Source organism: Pandoraea norimbergensis (assembly GCF_001465545.3).
GTDB classification, from domain to species: domain Bacteria; phylum Pseudomonadota; class Gammaproteobacteria; order Burkholderiales; family Burkholderiaceae; genus Pandoraea; species Pandoraea norimbergensis.
This window is the reverse complement of record NZ_CP013480.3, coordinates 702060-726730: the sequence shown is the minus strand read 5'-3', so window position 1 is coordinate 726730 and position 24671 is coordinate 702060. Positions and strand designations below refer to the sequence as shown.

At 62.4% G+C, this 24671-nt stretch carries 22 protein-coding genes; 11 read left to right on the top strand and 11 right to left on the bottom strand.

All coding sequences use genetic code 11. The features are described from left to right. Positions 1–72 precede the first annotated feature (72 nt). From AT302_RS03275 to AT302_RS03265, 3 genes are all read right to left on the bottom strand, one after another. Positions 73–774 (bottom strand): polysaccharide deacetylase family protein, encoded by a 702-nt coding sequence (locus AT302_RS03275; RefSeq protein ID WP_058377197.1) that lies wholly within the window; start codon positions 772–774, stop codon positions 73–75. Positions 775–801: 27 nt separating this feature from the next. Continuing rightward, positions 802–1938 (bottom strand): glycosyltransferase, encoded by a 1137-nt coding sequence (locus tag AT302_RS03270; protein ID WP_058377196.1) that lies wholly within the window; start codon positions 1936–1938, stop codon positions 802–804. 155 nt (positions 1939–2093) lie between these two features. After that, entirely contained in the window at positions 2094–2972 is an 879-nt protein-coding gene (locus AT302_RS03265) for an endo alpha-1,4 polygalactosaminidase (RefSeq protein ID WP_058377195.1), read from the bottom strand. A gap of 284 nt (positions 2973–3256) precedes the next feature. Between AT302_RS03265 and AT302_RS03260 the strand changes: the two genes are divergently transcribed. The 4 genes from AT302_RS03260 (at position 3257) to AT302_RS03245 (ending at position 6350) form a co-directional block, all read left to right on the top strand. Next, positions 3257–3826 carry a TetR/AcrR family transcriptional regulator gene (locus AT302_RS03260; protein ID WP_058377194.1) on the top strand — a complete coding sequence of 190 codons (570 nt, stop codon included), beginning with the start codon at positions 3257–3259 and terminating at the stop codon, positions 3824–3826. A gap of 109 nt (positions 3827–3935) precedes the next feature. Further along, positions 3936–4781 (top strand): SDR family NAD(P)-dependent oxidoreductase, encoded by an 846-nt coding sequence (locus tag AT302_RS03255; RefSeq protein ID WP_058377193.1) that lies wholly within the window; start codon positions 3936–3938, stop codon positions 4779–4781. Between the two features lie 20 nt (positions 4782–4801). Continuing rightward, the gene (locus tag AT302_RS03250) at positions 4802–5668 is read left to right on the top strand and encodes an SDR family oxidoreductase (RefSeq protein ID WP_058377192.1); all 867 of its coding nucleotides are present in this window, start codon (positions 4802–4804) and stop codon (positions 5666–5668) included. Positions 5669–5672: 4 nt separating this feature from the next. Beyond that, positions 5673–6350 (top strand): Rossmann-fold NAD(P)-binding domain-containing protein, encoded by a 678-nt coding sequence (locus AT302_RS03245; protein ID WP_058377191.1) that lies wholly within the window; start codon positions 5673–5675, stop codon positions 6348–6350. Positions 6351–6401: 51 nt separating this feature from the next. Here AT302_RS03245 and AT302_RS03240 read toward each other — a convergent pair whose 3' ends face one another. The 3 genes from AT302_RS03240 to cuyB form a co-directional block, all read right to left on the bottom strand. Beyond that, on the bottom strand, positions 6402–7748 hold the full coding sequence (locus AT302_RS03240) for a dicarboxylate/amino acid:cation symporter (RefSeq protein WP_058377190.1): 1347 nt from the start codon (positions 7746–7748) through the stop codon (positions 6402–6404). Positions 7749–7894: 146 nt separating this feature from the next. Continuing rightward, positions 7895–8926, bottom strand: coding sequence for a D-cysteate sulfo-lyase (gene cuyA, locus AT302_RS03235; protein WP_058377189.1), 1032 nt, complete (start codon positions 8924–8926; stop codon positions 7895–7897). Between the two features lie 20 nt (positions 8927–8946). Then, positions 8947–9684, bottom strand: coding sequence for a cysteate racemase (gene cuyB / locus AT302_RS03230; protein WP_058377188.1), 738 nt, complete (start codon positions 9682–9684; stop codon positions 8947–8949). Between the two features lie 196 nt (positions 9685–9880). On the opposite strand from cuyB, the gene AT302_RS03225 reads away from it, so the two are divergent. Beyond that, a complete protein-coding gene (locus tag AT302_RS03225) occupies positions 9881–10840 on the top strand; it encodes a LysR family transcriptional regulator (protein WP_058377187.1) in 960 nt (319 codons plus the stop codon). A gap of 126 nt (positions 10841–10966) precedes the next feature. On the opposite strand, the gene AT302_RS03220 is transcribed toward AT302_RS03225, so the two are convergent. Together AT302_RS03220 and AT302_RS03215 are read right to left on the bottom strand one after the other, a co-directional pair. After that, on the bottom strand, positions 10967–11491 hold the full coding sequence (locus AT302_RS03220) for a single-stranded DNA-binding protein (protein ID WP_058377186.1): 525 nt from the start codon (positions 11489–11491) through the stop codon (positions 10967–10969). Between the two features lie 30 nt (positions 11492–11521). Beyond that, positions 11522–12685, bottom strand: a complete 1164-nt coding sequence (locus tag AT302_RS03215) for an MFS transporter (RefSeq protein ID WP_058377185.1) — start codon at positions 12683–12685, stop codon at positions 11522–11524. Positions 12686–13210: 525 nt separating this feature from the next. Here AT302_RS03215 and uvrA point away from each other — a divergent pair. The 6 genes from uvrA (at position 13211) to AT302_RS03185 (ending at position 20481) form a co-directional block, all read left to right on the top strand. After that, the gene (gene uvrA / locus AT302_RS03210) at positions 13211–16075 is read left to right on the top strand and encodes an excinuclease ABC subunit UvrA (protein ID WP_058377184.1); all 2865 of its coding nucleotides are present in this window, start codon (positions 13211–13213) and stop codon (positions 16073–16075) included. 41 nt (positions 16076–16116) lie between these two features. Next, on the top strand, positions 16117–17145 hold the full coding sequence (locus AT302_RS03205) for an AI-2E family transporter (protein WP_058377183.1): 1029 nt from the start codon (positions 16117–16119) through the stop codon (positions 17143–17145). Positions 17146–17230: 85 nt separating this feature from the next. Beyond that, on the top strand, positions 17231–17905 hold the full coding sequence (locus AT302_RS03200; protein WP_058377182.1) for a helix-turn-helix transcriptional regulator: 675 nt from the start codon (positions 17231–17233) through the stop codon (positions 17903–17905). Next, positions 17902–18882, top strand: a complete 981-nt coding sequence (locus AT302_RS03195) for a threo-3-hydroxy-L-aspartate ammonia-lyase (RefSeq protein ID WP_058377181.1) — start codon at positions 17902–17904, stop codon at positions 18880–18882. The genes AT302_RS03200 and AT302_RS03195 overlap by 4 nt, the downstream gene beginning before the upstream one ends. Continuing rightward, a complete protein-coding gene (locus AT302_RS03190) occupies positions 18879–19277 on the top strand; it encodes a RidA family protein (protein ID WP_058377180.1) in 399 nt (132 codons plus the stop codon). Before AT302_RS03195 ends, AT302_RS03190 begins: the two co-directional genes overlap by 4 nt. A gap of 208 nt (positions 19278–19485) precedes the next feature. After that, positions 19486–20481: a hypothetical protein gene (locus tag AT302_RS03185; RefSeq protein WP_157125668.1), complete on the top strand. Its 996-nt coding sequence runs from the start codon at positions 19486–19488 to the stop codon at positions 20479–20481. 80 nt (positions 20482–20561) lie between these two features. Here the strand turns inward: AT302_RS03185 and AT302_RS03180 are convergent, their stop codons facing one another. The 3 genes from AT302_RS03180 to phnY all read right to left on the bottom strand — a co-directional run bounded on the left by AT302_RS03180 (position 20562) and on the right by phnY (position 24653). Beyond that, complete coding sequence (locus AT302_RS03180) at positions 20562–21110, bottom strand: phosphonate degradation HD-domain oxygenase (protein WP_058377178.1); 549 nt, start codon at positions 21108–21110, stop codon at positions 20562–20564. Further along, a complete protein-coding gene (locus AT302_RS03175; protein ID WP_084656001.1) occupies positions 21070–22872 on the bottom strand; it encodes a Na/Pi cotransporter family protein in 1803 nt (600 codons plus the stop codon). Before AT302_RS03175 ends, AT302_RS03180 begins: the two co-directional genes overlap by 41 nt. A gap of 326 nt (positions 22873–23198) precedes the next feature. Next, a complete protein-coding gene (phnY, locus tag AT302_RS03170) occupies positions 23199–24653 on the bottom strand; it encodes a phosphonoacetaldehyde dehydrogenase (protein ID WP_058377177.1) in 1455 nt (484 codons plus the stop codon). Between the last annotated feature and the right edge of the window lie 18 nt (positions 24654–24671).

The following is a 24671-nucleotide window of genomic DNA, read 5'->3' as shown; positions in this document are numbered from 1 at the left end:
TCCACCGAAGGGTCGATGAAACGTCAGATATCCTGTGAATTCCCTCCCGCGGCGCGCGGGCCTGATGGCCCGCTAGCTGGTCAGGCACTTATAGAGCAGCCGGTAAGGCCCCACGCCGCCAGCCACCCCAATGCGGGCGAGCATGAAGGGATCGTCGTCCGGAGCCGCCCGCCCTCGCCGTGTGGTGGTGGCATTGCCGTAGCCCGCCCGCTCCACCAGATCGCGCACCTGACGGTTCACATTGCCGTAGGGATAGCAGAACGACTCCACGCGCACGTTGCAGATGTCCTCCAGTTGGCGCTTGGCCGTGACGATCTGCTGCGCGGCCTCCTGCACGGAGACATCTGGTAGCGACACATGATCGACCGTATGCGAACCCACTTCGTGACCGTGCCGCATCCACGTGAGCAGTTCTTTCCGGTACATCAGCCGCGTGCGCTCGGTCGCGAGATGGGCGTCCCAATCGTTCTCGCCACCCAGACGGCCTGCGACGAAGTAGCACGTCGCCGTGAAGCCGAGTTCGTTCAGCACGGGCATCGCATTAGTCAGCACGTTGCTGAATCCGTCGTCGAACGTGATGCCGAATACGCGACGGCGGGGCTCACCCCGCGCACCTCGCGCACCGTTCATGTGCTGCTGCAACTCGCGCATGCTCAGCCCTTGATAGCCGAGTCGCTTGAGCAACATCATCTGACGGCGGAACATGCCCGGGTCGACGCTGAGACCCCGCAACGGGTCGGTCGGCGCCGGCAGCGGCCGGATCTGGTGGTACATCAGGATCGGAACAGGCACGCCGCGACCTCAGGCCAGTTGCTTCGACGCAATGAGCTGGACGGACATCGCATCCATGTACACCCCCTGCGTGGCCGCGACAAAGTTCTCGAAGCAGAACTCCGAGCGCGCCTTCATGGCAGCCATGTGCCCCATCAATCGCACGCGTCCCGGGTCGGCAACGACGTCACGAAGCACCTGTGCGATGGCGCTGGCATTGCGCGGCGGGACGATCCATCCATCGACGCCGTTCGAGACGTTTTCCGGCAAACCGCCCACGTTCGACACGAGCATCGGGCACCCCATCGCCATGGCCTCGCGGCAGGCGTACGACAGGCTCTCGTAGTACGACAGGACGAACGACACATCGGTCACGGCCAGCAAGTCCTGCACGCTGTCGAGTGAGCCGGTAAATACGATTTGTTCGTCCAATCCGCAACGCGACACCATGGCACGCTGCGCGGCACTCGGATCGGTGCCCGCCAGCCAGATGCGAAAGCGGCTGCGCAGATCGACCGGCAGCAGCATCAGCGCCGCCACCAGATCGGCCCATCCCTTCGATTCTCCCGTACCGGCCGCGCTGCCGAGGATGATGGCGTCGGATGCGTCCACCCCTAGCAATGCGGTTCGGCGCGTACGAATCTCGTCCCAGTTCAATGCCTCATGGCCGATGGCACGCACGCCGTGCTTGATGACGACGACGTTCCGGTAAGGCGATTTACGCGCCAGCATCTCGCTCACATGGTCGCTAACGGCAATCGTCAGCCGGGTGGCAAACTTCGCGCGAAACCAGTTGCCCAGCGAGGTTGCGGCATAGGTGTTGTGTTTCGTGAAGACGACTTCCGGCCGGTTACGCATGCCGACGAGTGCCAGCATGACTTGCCGGTGATCGGCGGATCCGTTCACATGGATGATGTCGAATCGCCGGGTTTCGATCAGCTTTCTCAGCTTCAGGGTCTCGCGCAGCATCATGTGCCAGCGCAGTTTGAAGTGAATCTCGACCGTCTCGACGCCGGGGGAATTCTTGAATTTTGTCGCCAGATGGCTGCCGGGCGGCGACGCAACCGTCACCTGATGACTCCGGCTCATGGCAACGGCGAGGTCGCGAATGTAGGTGTCCTGGCCGCCGCCGCTGCCGACGTGGAAGTTGGTGTAGAGAATCTTCATCGGGTTTGGCGCTGACGCGACTGCGAGGTAATGTCATCGCAAATGTTACGTAGCCCGATGTCCAGATAGTGTGGAGTCCTGATGAGAATTATTTTTGTTTGTCGACGCAGCGACATACCTTAACTTTCGGCGCATTACAGCGTGGACGCTTCCGTTTAATCACAACTGAATCTGAAGCTATCGTCCAGTTCACGCGGCAACACAAGCGTGCGCAGATTCGCTGCGAGCGCCGCAGCACACAACTCACGACGGCCCGCTTCGGTGCGATAAGTCGCGCGGTATTCTGCGTTCAGGACTGGCTTGTTCTTTGAAGTAAATGCACGGTAGCCACGGCATTCGTTCTGTTCGTGACACTCCTCGTTCACCGCGAAGTCGAACAGCGGTTCGAGCACCGCCAACTGATTGACGTCGTTCTTGAAGCCGATGGCCAGATTGCGTGCGTGCGCTTCGCGGGCGAGAAAGCCGTTGAAGGCGAGCTGGTCCTGCGCGGTGAGCGGAAAACCGGTGTCATTGACGTAACCGTCGACGTTGTCGGGCTCTACGCCATCGCAACCCTTTGCCACGGCGCGGTCGAGACGTTGCTTCATGATCGACCGGACGTTGTCGGATCTCACATCGAGCCAGTTTTCGCCCTCCCAGCCGCGCATCACCCGGCCCTTCTCCCACGCTTTGAACTGACTGAAATCGGTGCGCCAGTTTTCAGAACTGCCCGCCGAGAAGTAGCAAACGACCTTTCGGCCATCGCGCTTGAGTTGGGCGATCACGCCCGGGTCGGTATCGAACAGGTCGATGTCGTAGACATCCACGTTGTAGGTGGTGTTGACCTTCCCCCGGAGTTGCCACTGCCACGTGTCTGTGACGGACGGCTGCCAGCGTGACGCCGCCGTGCCACCTGCCCGGATGGCGGCCTCGTTCGACGCGAGAATCTGCCCGCCGCGTGCGGCAGACAACTCCAGCGCGCTCGCCTGTAACGAGATCGCCGCAACAATCGCGGCAAGAAGACCCAAACCCACGCGTACGCCAATCGTCGCCATCGTTACTCCACCTGATATCCAAAGCCTGACTTGTTGGCGCGCTTCGCCGTGGAATGGTCACCCGCGCCCGTGCCTTCCTTCATCGACGCCGAGAGGTTATGCCCACACCCCGGGGCAAGACAATTGATACGCCGTCGGCTTTTGTCGTGTTTTGTCGCGGAGCCTCGCGTTTCGTCGTTTCGTCGATTTCACGGGGTGTAGCGGACGTTGTCGGCGATGGATTTGCAATTCACCGCAAGTTACGTATAATTGAGCGCGCACTCACTCTATTTAATGCAATCACCATGGCTCGTCCGCTAAGCCCCGAGAAACGCAACGCCCTGCTCCAGTCAGCAACGCTCGCCGTTGCCGAACATGGCGTCATGGCGACCACGTCGGCGATTGCGAAGGGTGCGGGTGTCGCTGAAGGCACGTTGTTCACCTATTTCGAGAGCAAGGAAGTCCTCTTCCGGGAGCTGTATCTGCAACTCAAGCAGGATCTGGCGCGGGCTTTGATGCCCGATTACCCCCACGCAGCGGACTACCAGCAGCGCATGGCGCATGTGTTCGACCGCTATGTCAGTTGGGGGCTCGCCAATCCGGCCGGGCGGTACGCCGTTGCACGGCTGTCGGCATCGGGCGTCATCCCGCAAGCGACCCGGCTTCAGGGCATGGAGCCGTTTCTTGCCGTCGCGCAAATGATGGAAGACGGCGTGCGGGAAGGCCTGCTGGTCGACGCGCCGATTTCGTTTCTCTCGTCGGTCATCGAGCACATTGCCGATACCACCATCGAGCATGTGAATCAGCAGCCCGAGGCTGGCCCGCAGTACCGGCAGTTGGGATTGCGCATGTTGTGGCGTGCCATCACGTCGTAAGTCGTTGGTTTCAGCAGTTCGTCCAAGTCGTTTCAGGCAGTCAGGCCTTAACAGTTTTACCGTTTAATTGAGTGCGTACGCACGCATTTATATCAAGGAGTATTACGTCATGTCTCAACAACATTGGTTCATCACCGGCGCATCAGGTGGCTTGGGTCTCGCCCTCACGGAAGCCGTGCTCGCGAAAGGCCACCGCGTCGTGGCCGCCGTGCGGCGCCCTGAGGCCATGCAATCACTGGCCGCGAAGTATCCCGGTCTGTTGAGCGTCGAGGCGCTTGACGTCACCGACATCGCACAAGTGAAGGCCGTCGCCGCGCGCCACACCGACATCGATGTGCTGGTGAACAACGCGGGCGGCGCCGTCATCGGCGCAATGGAAGAGATGAGTCAGTCGGATATCGACCATCAGCTCACGTTGAATCTGATCGCGCCGATTCACGTGACCCGCGCTTTCCTTCCCGCGTTGCGCGCCAAGCAACGCGGCACGCTGATCTACGTCACAAGTGTCGGCGGCCGAGCCTCGTTCCCGAGCGGCTCGATGTACCACGCCGCGAAATTCGGCCTCGAAGGCTTTGCCGAATCCGTGAGTCAGGAAGTTGCCGAGTTCGGCATCAAGACGGTCATCATCGAACCCGGCTCGATCAAGACCGATTTCGTTGCGAACATTCGCTGGACGCAAGCACTGCCCGATTATCAGAACAGCGTCGTCGGCAAGCTGCGCCAGCAAATCAAGGAAGTCGGCGACGAGCAAGCGTCGGGTGATCCGGAAAAAATGGCGGCGGCAATCTACGACATCAGCCAGATGGCAACACCGCCGTTGCGCACCGTGCTGGGTGGCGACGCCTATGCCGTGCTCGAAGCGAGCTACACGCGCAGTCTCGCAGCATTGCAAGCGCAGAAGGTACTCGCCGAATCCGTCATGTTCGCCGGCAAGACCGGTTTCAATCCGCAGTAAATCTGGAAGGGATCACTATCATGTCCAAAGTCTGGTTGATTACCGGCGCAGCGCGCGGGTTGGGTCGTTCGATTCTCGAAGCGGCACTGGAAGCGGGTGGCAACGTGTTGGCGACGGCACGAAATTCCGCGCAGCTCGCCGAGTTGAAGGCGCAGTACAGCGCGTACGGCGACAAGGTCGCGACGTTCTCACTCGACGTGACGAATGGCGCGCAGGCGAGCGACGCTGTGGCGGAGGCAGTACGCCGTTTCGGGCGGCTCGACGTGCTCGTCAACAATGCGGGTTACGGTCATATCGAGCCATTCGAGTACACCGCAGATGACGACTTTCGTGCGCAGATCGAGACCAACTTCTTTGGTGTCGTGAATCTCACGCGCGCAGCGATTCCCGTCATGCGAAGCCAGGGCGGGGGTTACATTTTTCAAGTATCGTCGGTGGGTGGCCGAATCAGCACGCCGGGGCTTGCGGCCTATCAGGCAGCCAAATGGGCCGTCGGTGGATTCAGCGACGTCGTGGGCAAAGAAGTCGCCCCGTTCGGCATTCAGCTCTGCACGTTGGAACCCGGCGGGATGCGCACCGGCTGGGGCCATGAAGCACGCGAAACGTTGCACGATTTGCCAGCGGATTATCAACCGTCGATGGGCGAGTTCAAGGCGTTGATCGATGCTTATGTCGGGCACGAAGTCGGTGACCCGCAGCGCATCGCGAAACTGATTGCGCAACTCGCCACGCGTGCGACCGTGCCGGCGCGTCTGGTGCTGGGCTCAGACGCCTGGCAAGTGCTTGAAGCCGAGGAGCAGACGCGCCACGCGTCGATGCAACTCTGGAAACCCGTCACGCTGGCCGCCGATTTCGACTCGGCTGCCCCGGTGTGGCCTACGGAGTAACGTCATGCGAATTGTCCTGTTCGGCGCGAGTGGCATGGTCGGTCAAGGCGCATTACTCGCCTGCCTGAAGGCCTCGGACGTCACCGAGATCATCGTCGTCGGAAGGCAATCGCTGCGGGGCTACGACGACCCGCGGATCAAGGTCGTCGTAGTGCCCGATCTGAAGACCTTCGACGCAAGCGACGCTGTGTTTGCAAACGTCGATGCGTGCTTCTTCTGCATCGGCGTCACATCGTTCCGGATGTCGGAAGCCGACTATCGCGTCGTGACGTACGACCTGACACTGCACATCGCTCAGCAATTGGTTGCCCGCAGCCCGGGCATGGCGATGGTGTATGTGTCCGGCGCCGGGGCCGACAGCAGCGAGCGCGGCAAGACGATGTGGGCGCGTGTGCGCGGGCAAACGGAAAACGCGTTGCAACGTCTGCCCTTCGGCCGGGTTGCGATTTTCCGCCCGGCCGCTATCGTTCCGGAAGACGGCATCCAGTCGCGCACCGCCAGCTATCGATGGCTGTACCTCGTGTTCAAGCCGGTGCTGGCGCTGGTGCGCAGCGTCTCGCCGTCGAGCGTGCTGACTACACGCGTGATGGGCAACGCCATGCTCAATGTCGTGCGGCGCGGCGCCCCGGCGGCCATTCTGGCGCCGGCGGATATCTATCGGTTGTCGCTCGGTCAGACGTAAGTCGATCAGGGCGCGCAGTGCATGCTGACGCGCCCTGATGTTTCGAACGGCTCAGGCCGCGCGCTCCACACCGATAGAAAGCTCACCCTGCGGCCCAGCCAAGGGCACCGCGTCGTCTTGCGAATGAAGACCCAGCGCGGCGTCGAGCGACCACGCTTTGCCGGTCCACGGCCGCAGCGCCCCCTCCCACTTGGCAATCACCGCCGTCGCGACCGCATTGCCCACCACGTTGGTCATCGTGCGTCCCATGTCGGCAAACTGATCGATCGCCAGCAGCAACACCATTCCCTCGACAGGCAATCCGAACAGCGGCAGTGTCGCGGCAATAACCACCATTGCGGCGCGCGGCACGCCGGCAATGCCCTTGCTCGTGAGCATCATCACGAAGAGCATCGAGAACTGTTGCTCCCACGACAACGGGATGTTGTAGACCTGCGCAATGAAGATGGACGCGAACGCCTGAAACATCATCGAGCCATCGAGATTGAACGAGTACGCCAGCGGCAAGATGAAGGAACTGATGCGCGGGCTGACGCCGAATCGCGTGAGCTGCTCGATGGTCTTGGCATACGCCGCCTCGCCACTGGCAGTGCTAAAGGCAATGATCATCGGCTCGCGTATCAGTTTGAGCAGCGAGAACACCGACTTGCCGATGAAGCAGTAGCCCGCCGTCAGAATGAGTCCCCAAAGCAGCAACATGCCGAAATAGATCGCGCCGATGAACTTGGCGTAAATCAGCAACACGCCAAGCCCCTGCACTGCGACCACCGCTGCGATGGCGGAGAACACCCCCAGCGGCGCGACATACATCACGTAGCCGGTGATTTTGAGCATGATGGCAAACAGCTCCTCGATGCCCTGCACCACCTGCCCAGCGAGCTTCCCTCGCAGCGCGCCAATCGCCGTACCGAAGAACACCGAGAACACGAGAATCGGCAGCACTTCGTTCTGTGCCATCGCCTGAAAAATACTCGCGGGCACGATATGCGCCACGAAGGAATGAATATTGAACGCCGAGGTGTTCAGCCCCGTGGCCGTGCTCGCAGCGGGCACGCCCACGTGCATCGAGTGGCCGATCTGGAACAGGTTGCTCAGCACCAGTCCGAGCGTCAGCGAGATGACCGAGGCACAGAAAAACCATGTGAGTGCCTTGAGCCCCACCCGCCCGACGGCACGTGCGTCGCCCATGCCTGCCAGACCGACGACGATGCCACTGAAGACAAGCGGCGCGATGATCATCTTGATCAGGCGAAGAAAGATCTCCGTCATCAGAGAGAAGTAGCTCGCCGCGTTCTTGATGGCCTCCGGCCCCGATGCGAACTGATGGACGCATTGCCCGGCAATAACACCGGCGACCATGCCGGTAAGGATCATCAGCCCCAGTCGGTTGAATTTCATTCCAGTCTCCTCGACGAGGCGCAGGCAAATGCGACAGGCGCACGCGTCCCGGCACCTTGGGGCAGCGCCCCGGCGCATTGCGTTTCGTCTTTGTGTGATGTGGGAAGTGTCGGCGCGCTCGCCGCGCGGCGGCGCGGCGAACGGGATCAGCGCTGTCTTGTGTCGGACGACGGCGAGAGGACCGTGTCGAAGGTGTCCATGTAGCCGAACAGCGCCGCACTACCGCCGGTGTGAACAAACACAATCGTCTCGTCCGCGCCGAAGTGCCCCTTGCGAATCAAGTCGATCAACCCCGCCATGCCCTTGCCGGAGTACACCGGATCGAACAGCAAGCCCTCGGTTCGCGCGGCGAGCGAGACGGCTTCGACCATGCCGGGGGTCGGCAGGCCATAACCGGCGCCCACGTAGTCGCAATTGGCCATCACGCGCTCACGCCGGACGGCGTCGCCCATGCCGAGCAATTCGGCCGTTTCGCACGCCAGCTTGTGAACATTGCTTTCCTGCACCTCGCGCGGGGCACGCACGCCGATACCCAGAACGTCGATGCCGCTGCGCATGCCTTCAAAGCCAGCGACAAGCCCCGCCTGCGTGCCGGCGCTGCCGGTGGCGTGCACGACGCGATCGATACGGATCTGCTGCTCATTGGCCTGCGCGACGATCTCCAGCGCGCAGTTGACGTAGCCGAGCGCACCGATGCTGTTCGAACCGCCGCCCGGAATGACGTACGGCACACCGCCCTGCGCACGGACCTCTTCGGCGACGGCAGTCATCGCGGCGTTCATGTCGGTGCCTCCGGCATAGGTGCGCGTCGGTGCGCCGAACAATCGGTCGAGGAAGACGTTGCCGGAGTTGCGATAGTCGTGCGCCTCGTTGCCTGTGCGATCTTCCAGCAGGATGATGCAGCGCATGCCGAGCCGGGCCGCCGCTGCGGCCGTCTGGCGCGCGTGATTCGATTGCGTGGCCCCTTGCGTGATGACCGTGTCGGCCCCCTTGACGAGAGCGTCCGCCATCAGGAATTCGAGCTTGCGGGTCTTGTTGCCACCGGTGGCAAGTCCGGTGCAATCGTCGCGCTTGATGTACAGACGGGGGCCGCCGAGGTGCTCGCTCAAGCGCGGCATCGGCTCAAGCGGTGTGTTCAGATGGCCAAGTCGGACGCGGGGAAATTTGGAGAGGTGCATAGCGATTCTCTGGTGATGAATCAGTAGGTGGCGGGAAAGAGTTCGTTGCCGCGCGCGTATTGCACGCAACGTTGTGCGAGGTTCTCGGTGGCATCGATCAGCGGACGGCCGGTATCGCTTGCTTGCAGCACGAGCGGCACTTCAGTGCAAGCGGCGATGAGCACGTCGGCACCCGCGGCGACCAACGCATCGGCGAGCGTCTTCATACCGATGCGTGCGTCGTCCGACGGGCCGGTTGTCTTGATCCGGTAAAGCAGCGCAGCGAATTCCGCCAGCAAGGGTTCTGGAAGGACCACCGCCTGACGCCCACGCCGTGTGAGCGCGCGCTGATAGATACCCGCGCTCAGACAGCCGGGGGAGGCGAGCAAACCCACGCGTATGGCATTCGGTTGCGTTCGGACGCAGGCGTCGCACGCTTCGTCGATCATGCTCACGAACGGAATCGAGATCGCCGCGCGGATCGCACCGGCAAAGGCGTGCGCCGTGTTGCAAGCCATCACGAGAAAGTCGGCGCCACTGCGCTGCAAACCGCGCGCGGTCTCGGCCAGTGCCATCGCGGGAGACTCGCCATTGCCCAGAATGGCGCGGTTTCTGTCGGGAATCTGCGGGTTGGAATCCACCAGCACACGCAGGTGATCCTGCTCGGTATCGACCGGCGTTGCCAATGTGATCTTCGCGAGAAGATCGGCAGTCGCCATCGGACCCATCCCGCCAATAACGCCGACGACCCGCGCTCGCGCGGCATGTGTTTCGCTCATTGCTTCCTCTGCATACGTGTTGATGCAAACGATTCTAAGCAGCGAAAAAATGAGATTCCAATGACGAATCGAACGCCAACTATGCGAGACCGGAATAGTTTTTCGCGTGCAGCAGTGCGCCGAAAATTTCCTGTTGACAATGCCCGGGCGCGCAGCAAATCTCGGGGAATTCGAATGGAACGCCTGAGGCACCCAAATGGAGTTGAGACTGCTCGAGGACTTTCTCGCGGTGGCGAGACTGCGAAATTTTTCGCAGGCCTGCGTGGCACGGCATATGACCCAATCGGCCTTGAGCCGCCGGATCAAGGCATTGGAGTTGTGGTACGGCGTGCCGCTCATCGACCGCACGTCGTATCCCGTCATGCTGACGAGCGCGGGCGCGGCATTCCTGCCGCTGGCCGAACAGATCGTGGCTGACCTGTACCGGAGCCGCCGCGAAGCCATCGCATCGCGCGAGGCCGCGGGAGGCACGCTCAAGTTTGCGATGCCGCACTCACTCGCGATCTACTTCTTTCCCAACTGGTGGCGCCAGCAGAGACACGACGACGCCCAACGCGCGTCCGTGGTTGCTGCCGATCTCGATGAGTGTGTGGATTTGCTGCTGAGTGGCGCGTGCCAATTCGCGCTGTGTTATTGCCACCCGCGCATTCCCAACCTGCTGGCGAAGTCTTCGTTGCGGGGGATGCAGGTCGGACAAACGGCACTTGTGCCGGTTTCGGCGCTGACGGCCGACGGTGCGCCGCGCTATCCTCTGCCGCCGAAAGACGGGGGTGCGTTGCCATTGCTGGCCTATTCGAGCGACTCGTTTCTGGGAAAAGTGACGGCGGCATTGCACGCGGAACTGGAAACACGCTTCCCACTGGCCTTGCGCTACGAGAGTGCCCTCGTCGAAGCCCTCAAGGTGGAGGCCCTCCTCGGGGAAGGTGTTGCGTGGCTGCCCGAAGGCATGATCGAGACCGAACTACGCGCAGGAACACTCGGGGTCGTGGGCGAGCCCGATAGCGCAGCACGTCTCGAAATCTGGCTTTTCGCGTCGAACACGTTTGTACCTCATGGCCGCGGCGATGAACCCTCGTTTCTGCGCGAGCTTCGGCGGGTGGGGGGTGCGGATGGTGTGGGGAGCGCGGTGGGCACGGGTGCCGATGACACCGCATAAGGTCCCGGATCGAGGCGCCGCCTCATCAAGCCCGTGAATTGCGCGCCAATAACAAAAAACCCCGAGGGCGTAAAGCCATCGGGGTTTTTGTTCAAGCGTCCTACGTGGGTAAGCTTTAGGTCAGCTTCAGAACGGGATATCGTCGTCCATGTCGTCGAAGCCGCCCGACTGCTTGGCCGGGGCTTGCTGGCGAGCACCGCCGCCACCGCCACCACCTGCACCACCGCCGCGCGAGTAACCGCCGCCACCGCCGCCGCCTTCGTCGCCACCGCCACGCGAATAGCCACCGCCACCACCACCGCCGCCGCCTTCGCCACCACGGCCACCCAGCATTTGCATCTGGTCAGCCACGATATCCGTGCTGTAACGGTCGGTGCCGTCCTGCGCCTGATACTTGCGCGTGCGGATCTTGCCCTCGATGTACACCGACGAGCCCTTCTTCAGGTACTCATTGACGATTTCCGCCAGACGGCCGAAGAACGACACGCGATGCCATTCGGTCATCTCCTTGAATTCGCCAGACTGCTTGTCCTTATAGCGGTCGGTCGTCGCAAGACGAATGTTCGCTACAGCATCGCCGCTAGGCAGGTAGCGGACTTCGGGATCGGCGCCCAGATTGCCGACCAGGATGACTTTGTTGACTGATGCCATGAAACTTTCTCCGGAATTGCTGAAATCCGCTCAGGATTGACGAGGCGCAGGAGGCCTCATCGGTGCGGCGATTATAAGCCACACGAAAGCGCCCGCTGCACAAGTCAGGAATATTGCGTTCTGACCGTAGTGGGTCATAAGAAAACCCCCTAGTGCGCCGCCACAGAACAGTCCCAGCGCCTGCGTCGTATTGTAGACGCCCACCGCCGCGCCCTTGCGCTGCCCCGGCGCGAGCTTCGACACCAGCGACGGCTGCGAGGCTTCCAGCACGTTGAAGCCGAGGAAATACACGAACAGCACCACCGCAATGACGGCCACCGTCGGCGGCAATCCGCCCAGTGCCAACTGCGCAATCGCGACCAGCGCAATCGCCGATAGCAGCACCATCTTCATCTTGCCGCGCTTTTCCGCCGCAATGATCGCGGGCACCATCGCCACGAACGACAGCCCCATCACCGGCAGATAAATCTCCCAGTGCTGCGCGACCGGCAAGCCCGCCGCTACCAGCATGCGCGGCATCGCCACGAACAGCGCCGTCTGCGTCGCGTGCAACACGAAAACGCCGAAGTTCAGGCGCAGCAGTTCAGGGTTGTGCAGCACTTCGGAAAACGGCGCGGGGCCGGCCTTGGCGTGCACCGGTGGCGTGGGAACCACCCACAGCACGACGAAGATCGCAACCACCGCCAGAATGCCGATGGCGGAGAACAGGCCGCTCATGCCCAGCCAGTGATACAGGAACGGGGCGCATACGATGGCCACGGCGAACGACACGCCGATGCTGCCGCCGATCATCGCCATCGCCTTGGTCCGGTTGGCGTCGCTCGTCAGGTCGGCCACGCAGGCCATCACGGCTGACGAAATCGCTCCCGCGCCCTGAATCGCCCGCCCGACGATGATCCACGTCAGGTCGTGCGCCATTGCCGCAATCAGCGAGCCGATCGCAAACACGATCAGGCCGAAAATAATGACCGGCTTGCGCCCGATCCGGTCAGACGCCCAGCCGTACGGGATGTACAGCAGCGACTGTGTCAGGCCGTAGATGCCGATGGCCAGCCCGACGAGAAAGGTGTTGTTGCCGCCGGGAATCGTCTGCGCAAAGACAGAGAACACCGGCATGATCAGGAACAGGCCAAGCATGCGCAGCGCGAAAATGCTCGCCAGCGATGCACTCGCGCGCACTTCTAGCGGAGTCATGCGGCCACCACGGCCGCTCGTCGTGGCAGGGGATGCGGAAGTCACGGAATCGGTAGACATTACGTCCTGAGAGATGAAAAAGCTCGTCCAGCCTCGGGTTGATCTGATGGATTGCCTGCTCGACTGCTCGATCACGGCGCCGCGAAACCACCCGTGCACAGCCCTCTCGGGGGCCATCTGCCCGATGTCGGGCGGTATGTCACAAGGTATGTCGCGCTGCTGCGGGGCGAGCCTCTGGTAATCGGGCCGTTCGTCCCCATCTGTCCCCACGTTGGCAACCCGCCCGCACTGTGCGATCAGCAGGTTCTGCCCCAGAAATCAAACTTAGGTATATTAGCAGGTTTAGCCGCCCGGATTTCCCCCCTGCGGTCCGCCCGACCGCTCCCGCCGCCTGTTGTGCCGATGCCCGGCTTCGCCGTGCCGGCGTGGCCTGACGACCCGGGAAACCAGGGCTCTTGGGGGCCGGAACCCGCTCCCGCGACAATTCGCCGCGCGGGTTCATCGGCGACGACTCCGGAACCGTCAATGGAAACCATTCGTATTCGTGGGGCTCGTACCCACAACCTCAAGAACGTCAATCTCGACCTGCCCCGTCATCAGCTTGTGGTGATCACCGGCCTGTCCGGTTCGGGGAAGTCGTCGCTCGCTTTCGACACGCTTTATGCCGAAGGTCAGCGCCGCTACGTCGAGAGCCTGTCGGCTTACGCCAGGCAGTTCCTGCAATTGATGGAAAAACCGGACGTCGATCTGATCGAAGGCCTCTCGCCCGCGATTTCCATCGAACAGAAGGCCACCTCGCACAACCCGCGCTCGACCGTCGGCACAGTCACGGAGATTCACGACTACCTGCGCCTGCTCTACGCCCGCGTAGGCACCCCGCACTGCCCCGATCACGGCCTGCCGCTCCAGTCGCAGAACGTCGCGCAGATGGTCGACGCCGTACTCGCCCTGCCCGAAGACACCAAGCTGATGATCCTCGCGCCGATCGTCGTCGACCGTAAAGGCGAACACGCCGATCTGTTCGAGTCGATGCAGGCACAGGGTTTCGTGCGTTTTCGCATCCGCTCGGGCGGCGGTGCGGCCAACGAAGGCACGGCCCGCGTCTATGACATCGAGGCGCTGCCCAAGCTCAAGAAGACGGAGAAGCACTCGGTCGACGTGGTCATCGATCGCGTCAAGGTGCGCCCGGACCTCAAGCAACGCCTCGCCGAATCGTTCGAGACGGCACTGCGTCTGGCCGATGGCCGCGCTATCGCCCTCGAAATGGACACCGGCAAAGAGCACGTCTTCAGCTCGAAGTTCGCCTGCCCCGTTTGCTCGTATTCGTTGCAGGAGCTCGAACCGCGCCTGTTCTCGTTCAACAACCCGATGGGCGCCTGCCCGACCTGCGACGGGCTGGGACAGATGACGTTCTTCGATCCGAAGCGCGTCGTCGGCTTCCCCGCACTGTCGCTCGCGTCGGGCGCGATCAAGGGCTGGGATCGCCGCAACCAGTTTTACTTCCAGATGCTGCAAAGCCTCGCCGCGTTCTACGATTTCGACGTGGATACGCCGTTCGAAGAATTGCCGGAAGACACGCAAAAGATCGTGCTGTACGGCTCGGGCGAGCAGACCATTCCGTTCACCTACGTCAACGAGAAGGGCCGCACGTCGGTGCGCGAGCATGAGTTCGAGGGCATCATCCCGAACCTTGAGCGCCGCTATCGCGAGACCGACTCGGTCGCCGTGCGTGAAGAACTCGCCAAGTACCAGAACAACCGCGCCTGCCCCGATTGCGAAGGCAGCCGGCTGCGCCGCGAGGCACGTTTCGTCAAAGTGGGCGAAGGCCCGCAGGCGCGCGCGATCTACGAGATCGGTAACCTGCCGCTGCGCGAAACGCTCGGGTATTTCCACGAACTCGTGCTGCACGGATCGAAACGCGAGATCGCCGACAAGATCGTGAAGGAAATCGTCGCGCGGCTGTCGTTCCTGAATAACGTCGGTCTCGACTATCTCTCGCTGGAACGCAGCGCCGACACGCTCTCGGGCGGCGAAGCGCAGCGCATCCGGCTCGCGTCGCAAATCGGCTCGGGCCTCACCGGCGTGATGTATGTGCTCGACGAGCCGTCGATCGGCCTGCATCAACGCGATAACGATCGCCTGATCGGCACGCTCAAGCATCTGCGCGACCTCGGCAACTCAGTGATCGTGGTGGAACACGACGAGGACATGATTCTCGCGAGCGACTACGTCGTCGACATGGGGCTGGGTGCCGGCGTGCACGGCGGCACGGTGATTGCACAGGGCAGCCCGCAGCAGATCGAAAACTCGCCGGAATCGCTCACCGGGCAATACCTGTCGGGCGCACGCCGCATCGAAGTGCCTCAGGAGCGTCGCGCCCCCGGCGAAGACCGTCTGCGCATCATCGACGCCACCGGCAACAACCTGAAGCATGTGAGTCTCGATCTGCCAGTCGGCTTGCTGACCTGTGTGACGGGGGTGTCCGGCTCGGGCAAGTCGACGCTGATCAACGACACGCTGTATCACGCCGTCGCGCGGCATCTTTACGGCTCGCAGGCCGAACCTGCGCCGTATGAGCAGATCGAGGGGCTGGAACACTTCGACAAGGTCATCAACGTCGATCAGTCGCCCATCGGCCGCACGCCGCGCTCGAACCCTGCGACGTACACGGGCTTGTTCACGCCGATTCGCGAACTCTTCGCGGGTGTGCCGGCAGCCAAGGAACGCGGCTACGACCCGGGACGTTTTTCGTTCAACGTGAAGGGCGGACGTTGCGAAGCCTGTCAGGGCGATGGCGTCATCAAGGTCGAAATGCACTTCCTGCCCGACGTGTACGTGCCGTGCGACGTCTGCCACGGCAAGCGCTACAACCGCGAAACGCTCGAAGTGCAATACAAGGGGCGCAATATCTCGGAAGTGCTCGACATGACGGTCGAACAGGCGCACGAGTTCTTCAAGCCCGTGCCGGTCGTGGCGCGCAAACTCAAGACGTTGCTGGACGTGGGTCTTGGCTACATCCGTCTGGGCCAGTCGGCCACCACGCTCTCGGGCGGTGAGGCGCAGCGCGTGAAGCTGTCGCTGGAACTCTCCAAGCGCGATACGGGCCGAACGTTGTATATCCTTGATGAACCGACGACCGGTCTGCACTTCCACGATATCGAACTGTTGCTCACCGTTATCCACCGACTGCGCGATCAGGGCAACACCGTGGTCATCATCGAGCACAATCTCGACGTGATCAAAACGGCCGACTGGGTGATCGATCTCGGACCGGAAGGCGGTGCGGGCGGCGGGCAAATCATCGCGCAGGGCACGCCCGAGGACGTGGCGGCCAGCAAGGCGAGCTTCACCGGCAAGTATCTCGCGCCGCTGCTCAAACGCAGCGCGTGAGCGCAAGTTCAGCGATAGGTTTTTGACAAGGACGTCAACGCATGGAACCGCGTTCTGGCTGGAAAACGGATCGAGCCTTCTGGGTCGAACTGACAAGCTACATTTTCGCCGCTGCGGCGCTGTGGATGATTCTGAGCATTCACCTGCTCTCGGCTGTGCTTGCGGGCATGATCGTCTTCCAACTCGTGCACGTACTCGGACCACGCCTGCAACTGCGTATTTCGAGCGAGCGTGCACGGCTGGTCGCCGTCGCGCTGCTCTCGGCGATCATCGTGGCGCTGATGACGGCGCTGATCTTCGGTGTGGTGACGTTCTTTCGCAGCGACGCCGGGCATCTGCAACACATCAACGGCCGCATGATGGAGGCGGTGGAGCAGGCGCGCACGCAGTTGCCCTCGTGGATTACCGACCGGTTGCCCGCCGATAGCGACGACATTCATCAGGCTGTGACGGGCTTTCTGAAAGATCACACGCAGGAGATGTCGCTGGTCGGCAAGGAAGCGCTCAACGCGATGGTCCATATCATCGTGGGGCTGGTACTGGGTGCGCTGGTGGCGCTCTCGTCGATTCGTCCGGTGCAGCACATGCAACCGCTCGCGGCCGCGCTCTCGCGGCGTGTCACGCGCTTCGGCGATGCGTTCCGGCGCATCGTCTTCGCGCAGTTGAAGATCTCGGCGATCAACACGGTCTTCACAGCGATCTTCCTGCTTGGCGTGCTGCCGCTGTTCGACATTCACGTGCCGCTGCGCAAGTCGATGATCGTGGTCACATTCGTCGTGGGCCTGCTGCCGGTGGTGGGCAACCTGATCTCGAACACGTTTATCGTGGTGCTCAGCCTGTCGGTGTCGCTGTACGTGGCAATCGCGTCGCTGGTGTTCCTGATCGTGATTCACAAGCTCGAATACTTCCTCAACGCGCGCATCGTCGGCACGCAGATTCAATCGCGCGCATGGGAGCTGCTGCTCGCCATGATCGTGATGGAAGCCGCCTTCGGCCTGCCCGGACTCGTCGCCGCGCCGATTTACTACGGCTATCTCAAGAGCGAGTTGGCAGAGAAGCAGTTGGTCTGACACGCGGATCAACTGACAACAGGCGTCCGGCACCCATCAGACGCCGAATTTGACATTTCGTCACCGAGTGACATAATGTCAAATCATGAAATCCACCAAATCCCCCGGTACGGGCAAGCGCGACGAGAACGCACTGCTGTTGCGTGAAGGCCGCAAGATCGTCGAGGCGCTCGGCCAGACGTTCGCGCCGCTTGTCGAAGTGGTGCTGCACGACCTGACCGATCCCGATCACGCGATCGTGGCCATCGCCAACAATCTGTCAGGCCGCCAGCCCGGCGACGCCGTGACCGAGATGGGGCTCGCGCGAATTGCCGATCCCGCATTCCCCGAAGTCATCGCCAATTACGCGAACCGGTTCCCCGACGGGCGCCCGGCCAAGAGCACTTCCATCGGCTTGAAGAACAGCGGCGGCGAGTATGTCGCCGCGATCTGCCTGAACATGGATATCTCCATGCTCGCGGCGGCCGCCGCCAGCGTGCAGCAACTGGTGAACATTCAGACCGCGTCGCCGGCGCCCGTGCACGAGACGCTCGCCACACGCCGGCTCGACGACATTGCCCCGCTCATCACCGACTTTGCCGCGCAGCGCAACACCACGCCGCAAGGACTCTCGCTGGCCCAGCGCCGCGACGCCATTCGCATGATCGAAGCGCGCGGACTGCTCGACCTGCGTCATGCCCACGCGGAAATCGCGCGCGCATTGGGCGTGGCCCGCTCGACCGTCTACACCTACCTCTCCGACCCGAAAGGCACATCATGACTGCTCCCCAACTGGCGATCACGTACGGCGATGTCGCGGCCGCCCATGATCGGATTCGCGAAGCCGCACACCACACGCCGGTACTCACCTCGCGCACGGCCGACGCCATGACCGGCGCGCAACTGTTCTTCAAGGCCGAGAACTTCCAGCGCATGGGCGCGTTCAAGTTCCGTGGCGCCTACAACGCCATCTCGCAGTTCACGGCCGAACAGAAGCGCGGTGGCGTGCTGGCCTTCTCGTCCGGCAACCATGCGCAGGCCATTGCGCTCGCCGCGCGTGAATTGGGCGTAGCAGCGGTCATCCTGATGCCGCAGGACGCCCCGCAAATGAAGATCGACGCCACGCGCGGTTATGGCGCGGAAGTCGTGCTCTTCGACCGTTACAAGGAAGACCGCGAAGCGCTCGCCACGCGTCTGGCGACCGAGCGCGGCATGACGTTGATTCCGCCTTACGATCATCCGCACGTGATGGCCGGCCAAGGCACCGCCGCCAAGGAATTGATTGAAGACGTCGGCACGCTCGACATGCTTGTCGTGTGTCTGGGTGGTGGCGGCCTGCTGTCGGGCTGTGCCGTCGCGGCCCGTGCGCTCAATCCGAACATTGCCATCTACGGTGTAGAACCGGAGGCCGGCAACGACGGGCAGCAGAGCTTTCGCAGCGGCAAGATCGTACACATCGAGACGCCGCGCACGATTGCCGATGGCGCGCAGACGCAGCATCTGGGGGACTACACGTTCCCGGTGATTCGCTCGCTGGTCGACGACATCCTGACCGTGACCGACGACGAACTCGTGCAGACCATGAAGTTCTTCGCGAGCCGCATGAAGATCGTGGTCGAGCCGACTGGTTGCCTCGCCGCTGCCGCAGTGCTGCAAGGCAAGCTGGATGTGAAGGGCAAGCGCGTCGGCATCATTTTGTCCGGCGGCAACGTTGATATGGCACGGTTCGCCAAACTTACCCTCGGGGAGGCTGTATGAGTGCGCTGGAACGCGGTATCGAAGAAGTGAATGTCCCCACGCTGCAACCGCCGCGTGGTCACTATTCACACGGCGTGTGCGCCAACGGCTTTGTGTTCGTCTCGGGGCAACTGCCGATCACGCCGGAAGGCGAGCGGCTCGTCGGGGCACCGTTTGCCGTGCAGGCGAAACAGGCACTGGATAACGTCGCCGCCATTCTCACCGCCTGCGGCACCCGGATCGAACGGCTGGTGCAAGTGCGCGTGTACATCACGAATGTCGATGACTGGGGACCGTTCAACGAGGTCTACACGGCATGGGCCGGTGACGCGAAGCCTGCGCGCGCCGTCGTGCCGGTGCCGGCACTCAGTCACGGTGTTGCCGTCGAGATCGAAGCTACGGCATTGGCGGGATAATTCGCTTTGTTCTCGTGCGCGGCGAAGATGTCTGCCTCGCCGCGCACGCATCGCGAATGAGCGTCCCCGCCCGGGGACACCTTCGTGATCGCTCAGTTGGAATATGGCCCAGTGGTCGCTGAGTGATCACTGAGTGTTGCGTCTAATGTCGGCCGGTGAATGCGTAGCGCAGTTACACTGCTTGTCACTTTCACCGATCTGCCCGCACATGACGCCCCCCGACCTCCCGCCGTCCTCCGCTTCATCCCCCTCCCCTTCGGCCTCAGTACCGCCCTCGCGCGACGCGATGGACCCGGCGTCGCAGCAGCAACGCGTCGACGACGAGCCGCTGCGACTGGTCACAAGCTTCAACGATGTGTTCGTGGTGATCGCTGCATGGCTGCTGTCGTTCGGCACCGGGTGGTTGACGATGTCGCTACCGACGACGTTGCAGATGCTGATCTCCGCCGCCATCACGTGGGGCTTGTCCGAGATTTTCGTGCGACGCCGCCGCATGGCGCTGCCCGCACTGTGTTTCAGCTTCGGGTTTATCAGCGCGGTGGCGCTGATCGGGTTCGGCAACGCGTCGCTCGTGACGCAGGACGTCAGCGGCGTGCGGCAATCGATGAGCTGGTTCACGCTCGGCGGCACGGCCATTTTCACGGCAGCCGGTGCAGCGCTCTACTGGTGGCGCTTTCGGGTGCCGGTCGCGATCGCGTTCGGTGTTGCCGGCGTCGTCGCCACCACGTGGTTCCACATCCTTGTGCTCCAGGAAAACTTCCTTGAGTGGATCTTGGTGGCCAGCGTGCTCGTGGGGCTCGCGATTTTCGTGCGGGCGCTGCGCTGGGATGCACAAGACCCGCAACGCGTGACGATTCGCTCGGATGTCGCCTTCTGGCTGCATCTGGTCGCCGCGTGCATGGTCACGCACCCGATCTTCTGGACGCTGATGCCGGCGCATCCGTTCGCGGCTATCGCAGTGTTTCTGGTGTTGACGGTGGTGTCGCTCGTGATCGACCGGCGCGCGCTCATGCTCTCGTCGCTGCTGTACGTGATCAGCGCCATCATGAAGGTGCTTGTGACGTCTTCCGATGCGAACGGATTGCCCGTGGTCGCCGTTGTGGTGGGCGCTGCGCTGTTGTTGCTGTCGGTGTTCTGGCAGCCGTCGCGCGCGTTGGCCCTGCGTTGTGTGCCTGCTAGCTGGCGGGCGAAATTGCCGCGCTGATTGCAGCAATCATCCCCCTTCACGCTTCACTGCATGCCGCGCCTGATCTTCGGGCGCGGCATCGCCTCACTCGCAAAGCCTCACTGAATCGTGACGCGCTCCAGCATCTTCATGAAGTGATCGAGCGAAGGCGTCGCCATGCCGGCGACTTTCGCGCGATCGTCCCAGCGGCGCAGCCGCATGGCGGCTTCCGCATGGTCACGTGCAAGAAACGTCTTGGCCTCGTCGTCGTTAAACACGCCGCCCTGCAACGCAAGACTGCGCACGGAATCGACGGAGAGTTGGCTGAAATACTCGGGATCGACGGCGCACAGGCAGCGCTTGGCGTCGACGTGCAACCGGATCGGTTCGAGTACGGCATCGCTGAACAGCGGCCGCAGGAAAGGCAGGGCGTAGTACTGATGCAGATCGTCAATGCCGCGCTCGGTGGGCGTCTCACCCTGAAGATTGAGCAAATGGCCGAGATCGTGGAGAAAACTGGCGGCGACGAGCGCCTCGTCGGCCCCCTCGCTCTGCGCTAACGCGCCGCTTTGCAGCGCGTGCTCCAACTGGGTGACAGGCTCGCCGCTGTAGGCCAGCGAGCCAAATTTATCGAACAGGGTGCGGATGTCCGGCAGGCTCAGGGCCATCGTGTGAACTCTCGTTGTCGTCGCGTGAATCCGATGGGGCGGCCGCCGTCGCGACATCGGCAAACGCCGCCAGCTTCGACACCTTCGTTTCCTTCGGCGTCTTGGTTTCTTTGATTTCCTTCGGCTTGTCGCGCATGCGGCTCTTGCGCAGCGCACCGGCGTCATCCAGCACGGTGTATGCCGTCGAGCAGAACAGCGAATTCAACCGCTTCATGTCGCTGATGATGTCCAGATGCAGCGAACTCGTCTCGATACTCTGCACCGACTGCCCCGCCAGACGATTCAGGTGAGTGTACGAATACGCCCGCTCCAGATCGCGAAAGCTTTCCTTCTCGGTCATCAGGCGCTGTGCGCTCTTGAGGTCGCCGTTCAGGAACACCGACAAGCCAAGTTGCAGGTTGGTCACGAGCCGCGCGTGCATGTCGCAAATCTCCTGCAAGCCCGCCTCGGAGAACGACAACTTGTGCGAAATCTTCTTCTCTTCGACCTCGGTCACCATGCGCTCGATGATGTCGCCCGCATGTTCCAGATTGATCGTCAGCGAAATGATGTCGGTCCAGCGGCGGCTGTCCGGCTCGCTCAGGTTCTCGCGCGACACCCGTGTGAGATACATCTTCACTGCCGTGTAGAGATGATCGACGTCGTCGTCCATCCGCCGCGTTTCACGCGCCCGCACCACATCGTTGCTGCGAATGACTTCGAGCAGCCCGTTGAGCATCTGCTCGACGATGTCGCCCATGCGCAAGGTCTCGCGCGTAGCGTTGGCCAAGGCCACCGACGGCATCGACAGTGCACTCTCGTCCAGATGGCGCGGTCGCGCACTGGTGTCCGCCTCGGGCTTCTCCGCCAGCAGTCGCACACAAAGGCGCGCCATCGGCTCGGTGAACGCGAGGAAGACCACGCAGCGAATCAGGTTGTAGATGACGTGGAAGTTCACGACCGCCTGCGCCGGCTGGTCCGACAGCCAGCTCACCAGCAGCGGTGCGTAGTCGACGAACGGCAGCACAATCAGGCAGCCGATCAGCTTGAAGATGAGGCTGCCGAACACCACGCGACGCCCGGCCGCGTTCTGGCCTGCCGAGGTCAGCATGGCGAGCATGCCGCTGCCCAGATTCGCACCGATCACGAGACACAGCGCGACCTTCAGCGAGATCACGCCCGACGAGGCCAGCGTAGCGGTCAGCAGCACGGCGGCCAGACTCGAATACGAGATCATCGCGAAGAGCGCGCCGATCAGCGTGTCGAGCATCACGTCGCCAGTCAGCGAGCCGAACAGCACCTTCACGCCAGCGGCCTGCGTCATGGGCGTGGTCGCGCCGACGATCAGTTGCAAGGCAAGAATAATCAGGCCAAGGCCGATCGCCACACGGCCGAGTTGCCCGGCGCGCGTCTGTTTGCGTGAGAGGAAAAAGATGACGCCGAAGAAGATCAGCAATGGCGAGAGCCAGTGCAGATCGAACGTCAGGATCCGCGCCATGATCGCCGTGCCGACGTCGGCTCCGAGCATGATCGAGAGCGCCGGTGCCAGTGCAATCAACCCCTGCGCACCGAATGACGAGACGATGAGCGCGGTCGCGTTGCTGCTCTGTACCAGACCGGTCACGAGCACGCCGGCCGCGAAGGCCAGAAAGCGGTTCGAAATGCTGTGGGACAGAATGCGCCGCAGATCGGCGCCGTAGACGCGCAGGACCCCGGTACGCACGATATGCGTACCCCAGATCAGCATCGCTACGCCGGAGAGAAGGTTGAGCAGTGTCAGCATGCCAGTGTTCCGTGATCTTGTTGTCGACGGGACGGGCAGCGCCCTGCGCCGCCGGCATGACGCGACCACTGGTTTGCCATACAGGCATCCCGCGTCAGATCAAAACTGGCGTCGGGATGCGTATGAAGTTCACGCGTCATGCGTATCCCCAATCGGTACACCGTACACCAAAATGACGGGCGCAACAATCGTGTCATGAATTTGTCACAATTTTTGCACCGACTCTGCTAAGCCTTGTTGCGTAAGGGTGACAGCGGGAACGTCACCGGCAGGATTGTCCCGCCGACACGCCCCGCGACACCCCCGAACCTCACCTCACGCCACCCTCATGCGCCCCAAGGCAACGTGAAGGTTTTGGTGTTGGTGAAGCTCTTCATCGCTTCCTGCACCCCTTCTTTATAGCCGAGGCCGGAATCCTTGATGCCGCCGAACGGCGTCAGCTCGATGCGGTAGCCCGGCACTTCCCAGACGTTGACCGTGCCGACCTGCAACTCGTCGGTGAAGCGCGTGACGTAGTCGAGGCGGTTGGTGCAGACGCCCGACGACAACCCGAACGCCGTGCCGTTGGAAATCGCAATGGCCTCGTCGATGCTGCCGAACGTGATGATGGGCGACACCGGCCCGAAGGTTTCTTCGCGCACCACCGTCATCTTCGGGTCGACGCGGTCGATCACCGTCGGCGAGTACAGCGCGCCTTCGCGCTTGTTGCCCACGAGCAACCGGGCACCCTGCGCCACCGCTTCGTTCACCCGCGCTTCGAACAGACGCGCGGCACCCTCGTCGATGACGGTACCCATGTCGTTATTGCCGTCGCTCGGGTCACCGTACTTCCACGCGCGCGTCTTCTCCACGACCATTTCGGTGAACTGCGCTGCGATGTCGCGATGCACGAGCATGCGCTTGACCGCCGTACAGCGCTGGCCCGAATTCTTGTACGAGCCTTGCACGGCGAGATCGGACGCGCGATCGAGGTCGGCATCTTCCATCACGATCAACGGGTCGTTGCCGCCCAGCTCCAGCACGATGCGGCGATAACCGGCCTTCGACGCAATGTACTTGCCGATCGACACACCACCGGTGAAGGTGATCATGTCGATGTTCTCGTTGGTCAGCATCTCGTCGGCAATCTCCATCGGATCGCCCGTGATCACTTGCAGCATTTCCGGCGGCAAGCCCGCTTCATACAACGTGTCGGCGAGGTAATACGCCGAGAGCGGCACCTTCTCCGACGGCTTGAGCACCATGCGGTTGTTGGTGGCCACCGACGGCGCGACCTTGTGCGCCACCTGATTCATCGGATGATTAAACGGCGTGATGGCCGAAATCGCCCCCAGCAGCGGCTCGCGCTGCGTCACTACACGGCGCTTCTTGCCGTGCGGCGTGAGATCGCACGAGAAGGCCTGACCGTCGTCTTTCAGCGCTTCGCCTGCCGCGAACCCGAGCACGTCGGCCACGCGGCCAATTTCATACACCGCGTCTTTCTTGCAGAGCCCCGACTCCATCGTGATGATGGCGGCGGCTTCCGCCGTGCGCTCGCGCAGCAGCGCGGCAGCCTTGTCGAGAATGTTGGCGCGCTCGAAACGGGTGAGCTTCGAGCGGTACTGCTTGGCAATCGAGAACGCGCGGCGCACGTCGTCGAGCGATGCCTTGGGCACCGTGCCGACCAGATCGCCCGAGTACGGGTTGAAGACTTCGATGATCCGTTCACGGGTCACTTTCTCTCCGCCGATGCGCAGGGCTTCGGCGCGAAACTCGGGATGCAGCTTGTGCGGCGCGTTCATGGGGTTCTCCACAGCGTA

What these genes read in the sequence shown, in the direction of transcription:
- AT302_RS03275 (WP_058377197.1), bottom strand. Translation starts at nt 774, where the DNA reads ATGTACCACCAGATCCGGCCGCTGCCGGCGCCGACCGACCCGTTGCGG.
- AT302_RS03270 (WP_058377196.1), bottom strand. Translation starts at nt 1,938, where the DNA reads ATGAAGATTCTCTACACCAACTTCCACGTCGGCAGCGGCGGCGGCCAG.
- AT302_RS03265 (WP_058377195.1), bottom strand. Translation starts at nt 2,972, where the DNA reads ATGGCGACGATTGGCGTACGCGTGGGTTTGGGTCTTCTTGCCGCGATT.
- AT302_RS03260 (WP_058377194.1), top strand. Translation starts at nt 3,257, where the DNA reads ATGGCTCGTCCGCTAAGCCCCGAGAAACGCAACGCCCTGCTCCAGTCA.
- AT302_RS03255 (WP_058377193.1), top strand. Translation starts at nt 3,936, where the DNA reads ATGTCTCAACAACATTGGTTCATCACCGGCGCATCAGGTGGCTTGGGT.
- AT302_RS03250 (WP_058377192.1), top strand. Translation starts at nt 4,802, where the DNA reads ATGTCCAAAGTCTGGTTGATTACCGGCGCAGCGCGCGGGTTGGGTCGT.
- AT302_RS03245 (WP_058377191.1), top strand. Translation starts at nt 5,673, where the DNA reads ATGCGAATTGTCCTGTTCGGCGCGAGTGGCATGGTCGGTCAAGGCGCA.
- AT302_RS03240 (WP_058377190.1), bottom strand. Translation starts at nt 7,748, where the DNA reads ATGAAATTCAACCGACTGGGGCTGATGATCCTTACCGGCATGGTCGCC.
- cuyA (WP_058377189.1), bottom strand. Translation starts at nt 8,926, where the DNA reads ATGCACCTCTCCAAATTTCCCCGCGTCCGACTTGGCCATCTGAACACA.
- cuyB (WP_058377188.1), bottom strand. Translation starts at nt 9,684, where the DNA reads ATGAGCGAAACACATGCCGCGCGAGCGCGGGTCGTCGGCGTTATTGGC.
- AT302_RS03225 (WP_058377187.1), top strand. Translation starts at nt 9,881, where the DNA reads ATGGAGTTGAGACTGCTCGAGGACTTTCTCGCGGTGGCGAGACTGCGA.
- AT302_RS03220 (WP_058377186.1), bottom strand. Translation starts at nt 11,491, where the DNA reads ATGGCATCAGTCAACAAAGTCATCCTGGTCGGCAATCTGGGCGCCGAT.
- AT302_RS03215 (WP_058377185.1), bottom strand. Translation starts at nt 12,685, where the DNA reads ATGACTCCGCTAGAAGTGCGCGCGAGTGCATCGCTGGCGAGCATTTTC.
- uvrA (WP_058377184.1), top strand. Translation starts at nt 13,211, where the DNA reads ATGGAAACCATTCGTATTCGTGGGGCTCGTACCCACAACCTCAAGAAC.
- AT302_RS03205 (WP_058377183.1), top strand. Translation starts at nt 16,117, where the DNA reads ATGGAACCGCGTTCTGGCTGGAAAACGGATCGAGCCTTCTGGGTCGAA.
- AT302_RS03200 (WP_058377182.1), top strand. Translation starts at nt 17,231, where the DNA reads ATGAAATCCACCAAATCCCCCGGTACGGGCAAGCGCGACGAGAACGCA.
- AT302_RS03195 (WP_058377181.1), top strand. Translation starts at nt 17,902, where the DNA reads ATGACTGCTCCCCAACTGGCGATCACGTACGGCGATGTCGCGGCCGCC.
- AT302_RS03190 (WP_058377180.1), top strand. Translation starts at nt 18,879, where the DNA reads ATGAGTGCGCTGGAACGCGGTATCGAAGAAGTGAATGTCCCCACGCTG.
- AT302_RS03185 (WP_157125668.1), top strand. Translation starts at nt 19,486, where the DNA reads ATGACGCCCCCCGACCTCCCGCCGTCCTCCGCTTCATCCCCCTCCCCT.
- AT302_RS03180 (WP_058377178.1), bottom strand. Translation starts at nt 21,110, where the DNA reads ATGGCCCTGAGCCTGCCGGACATCCGCACCCTGTTCGATAAATTTGGC.
- AT302_RS03175 (WP_084656001.1), bottom strand. Translation starts at nt 22,872, where the DNA reads ATGCTGACACTGCTCAACCTTCTCTCCGGCGTAGCGATGCTGATCTGG.
- phnY (WP_058377177.1), bottom strand. Translation starts at nt 24,653, where the DNA reads ATGAACGCGCCGCACAAGCTGCATCCCGAGTTTCGCGCCGAAGCCCTG.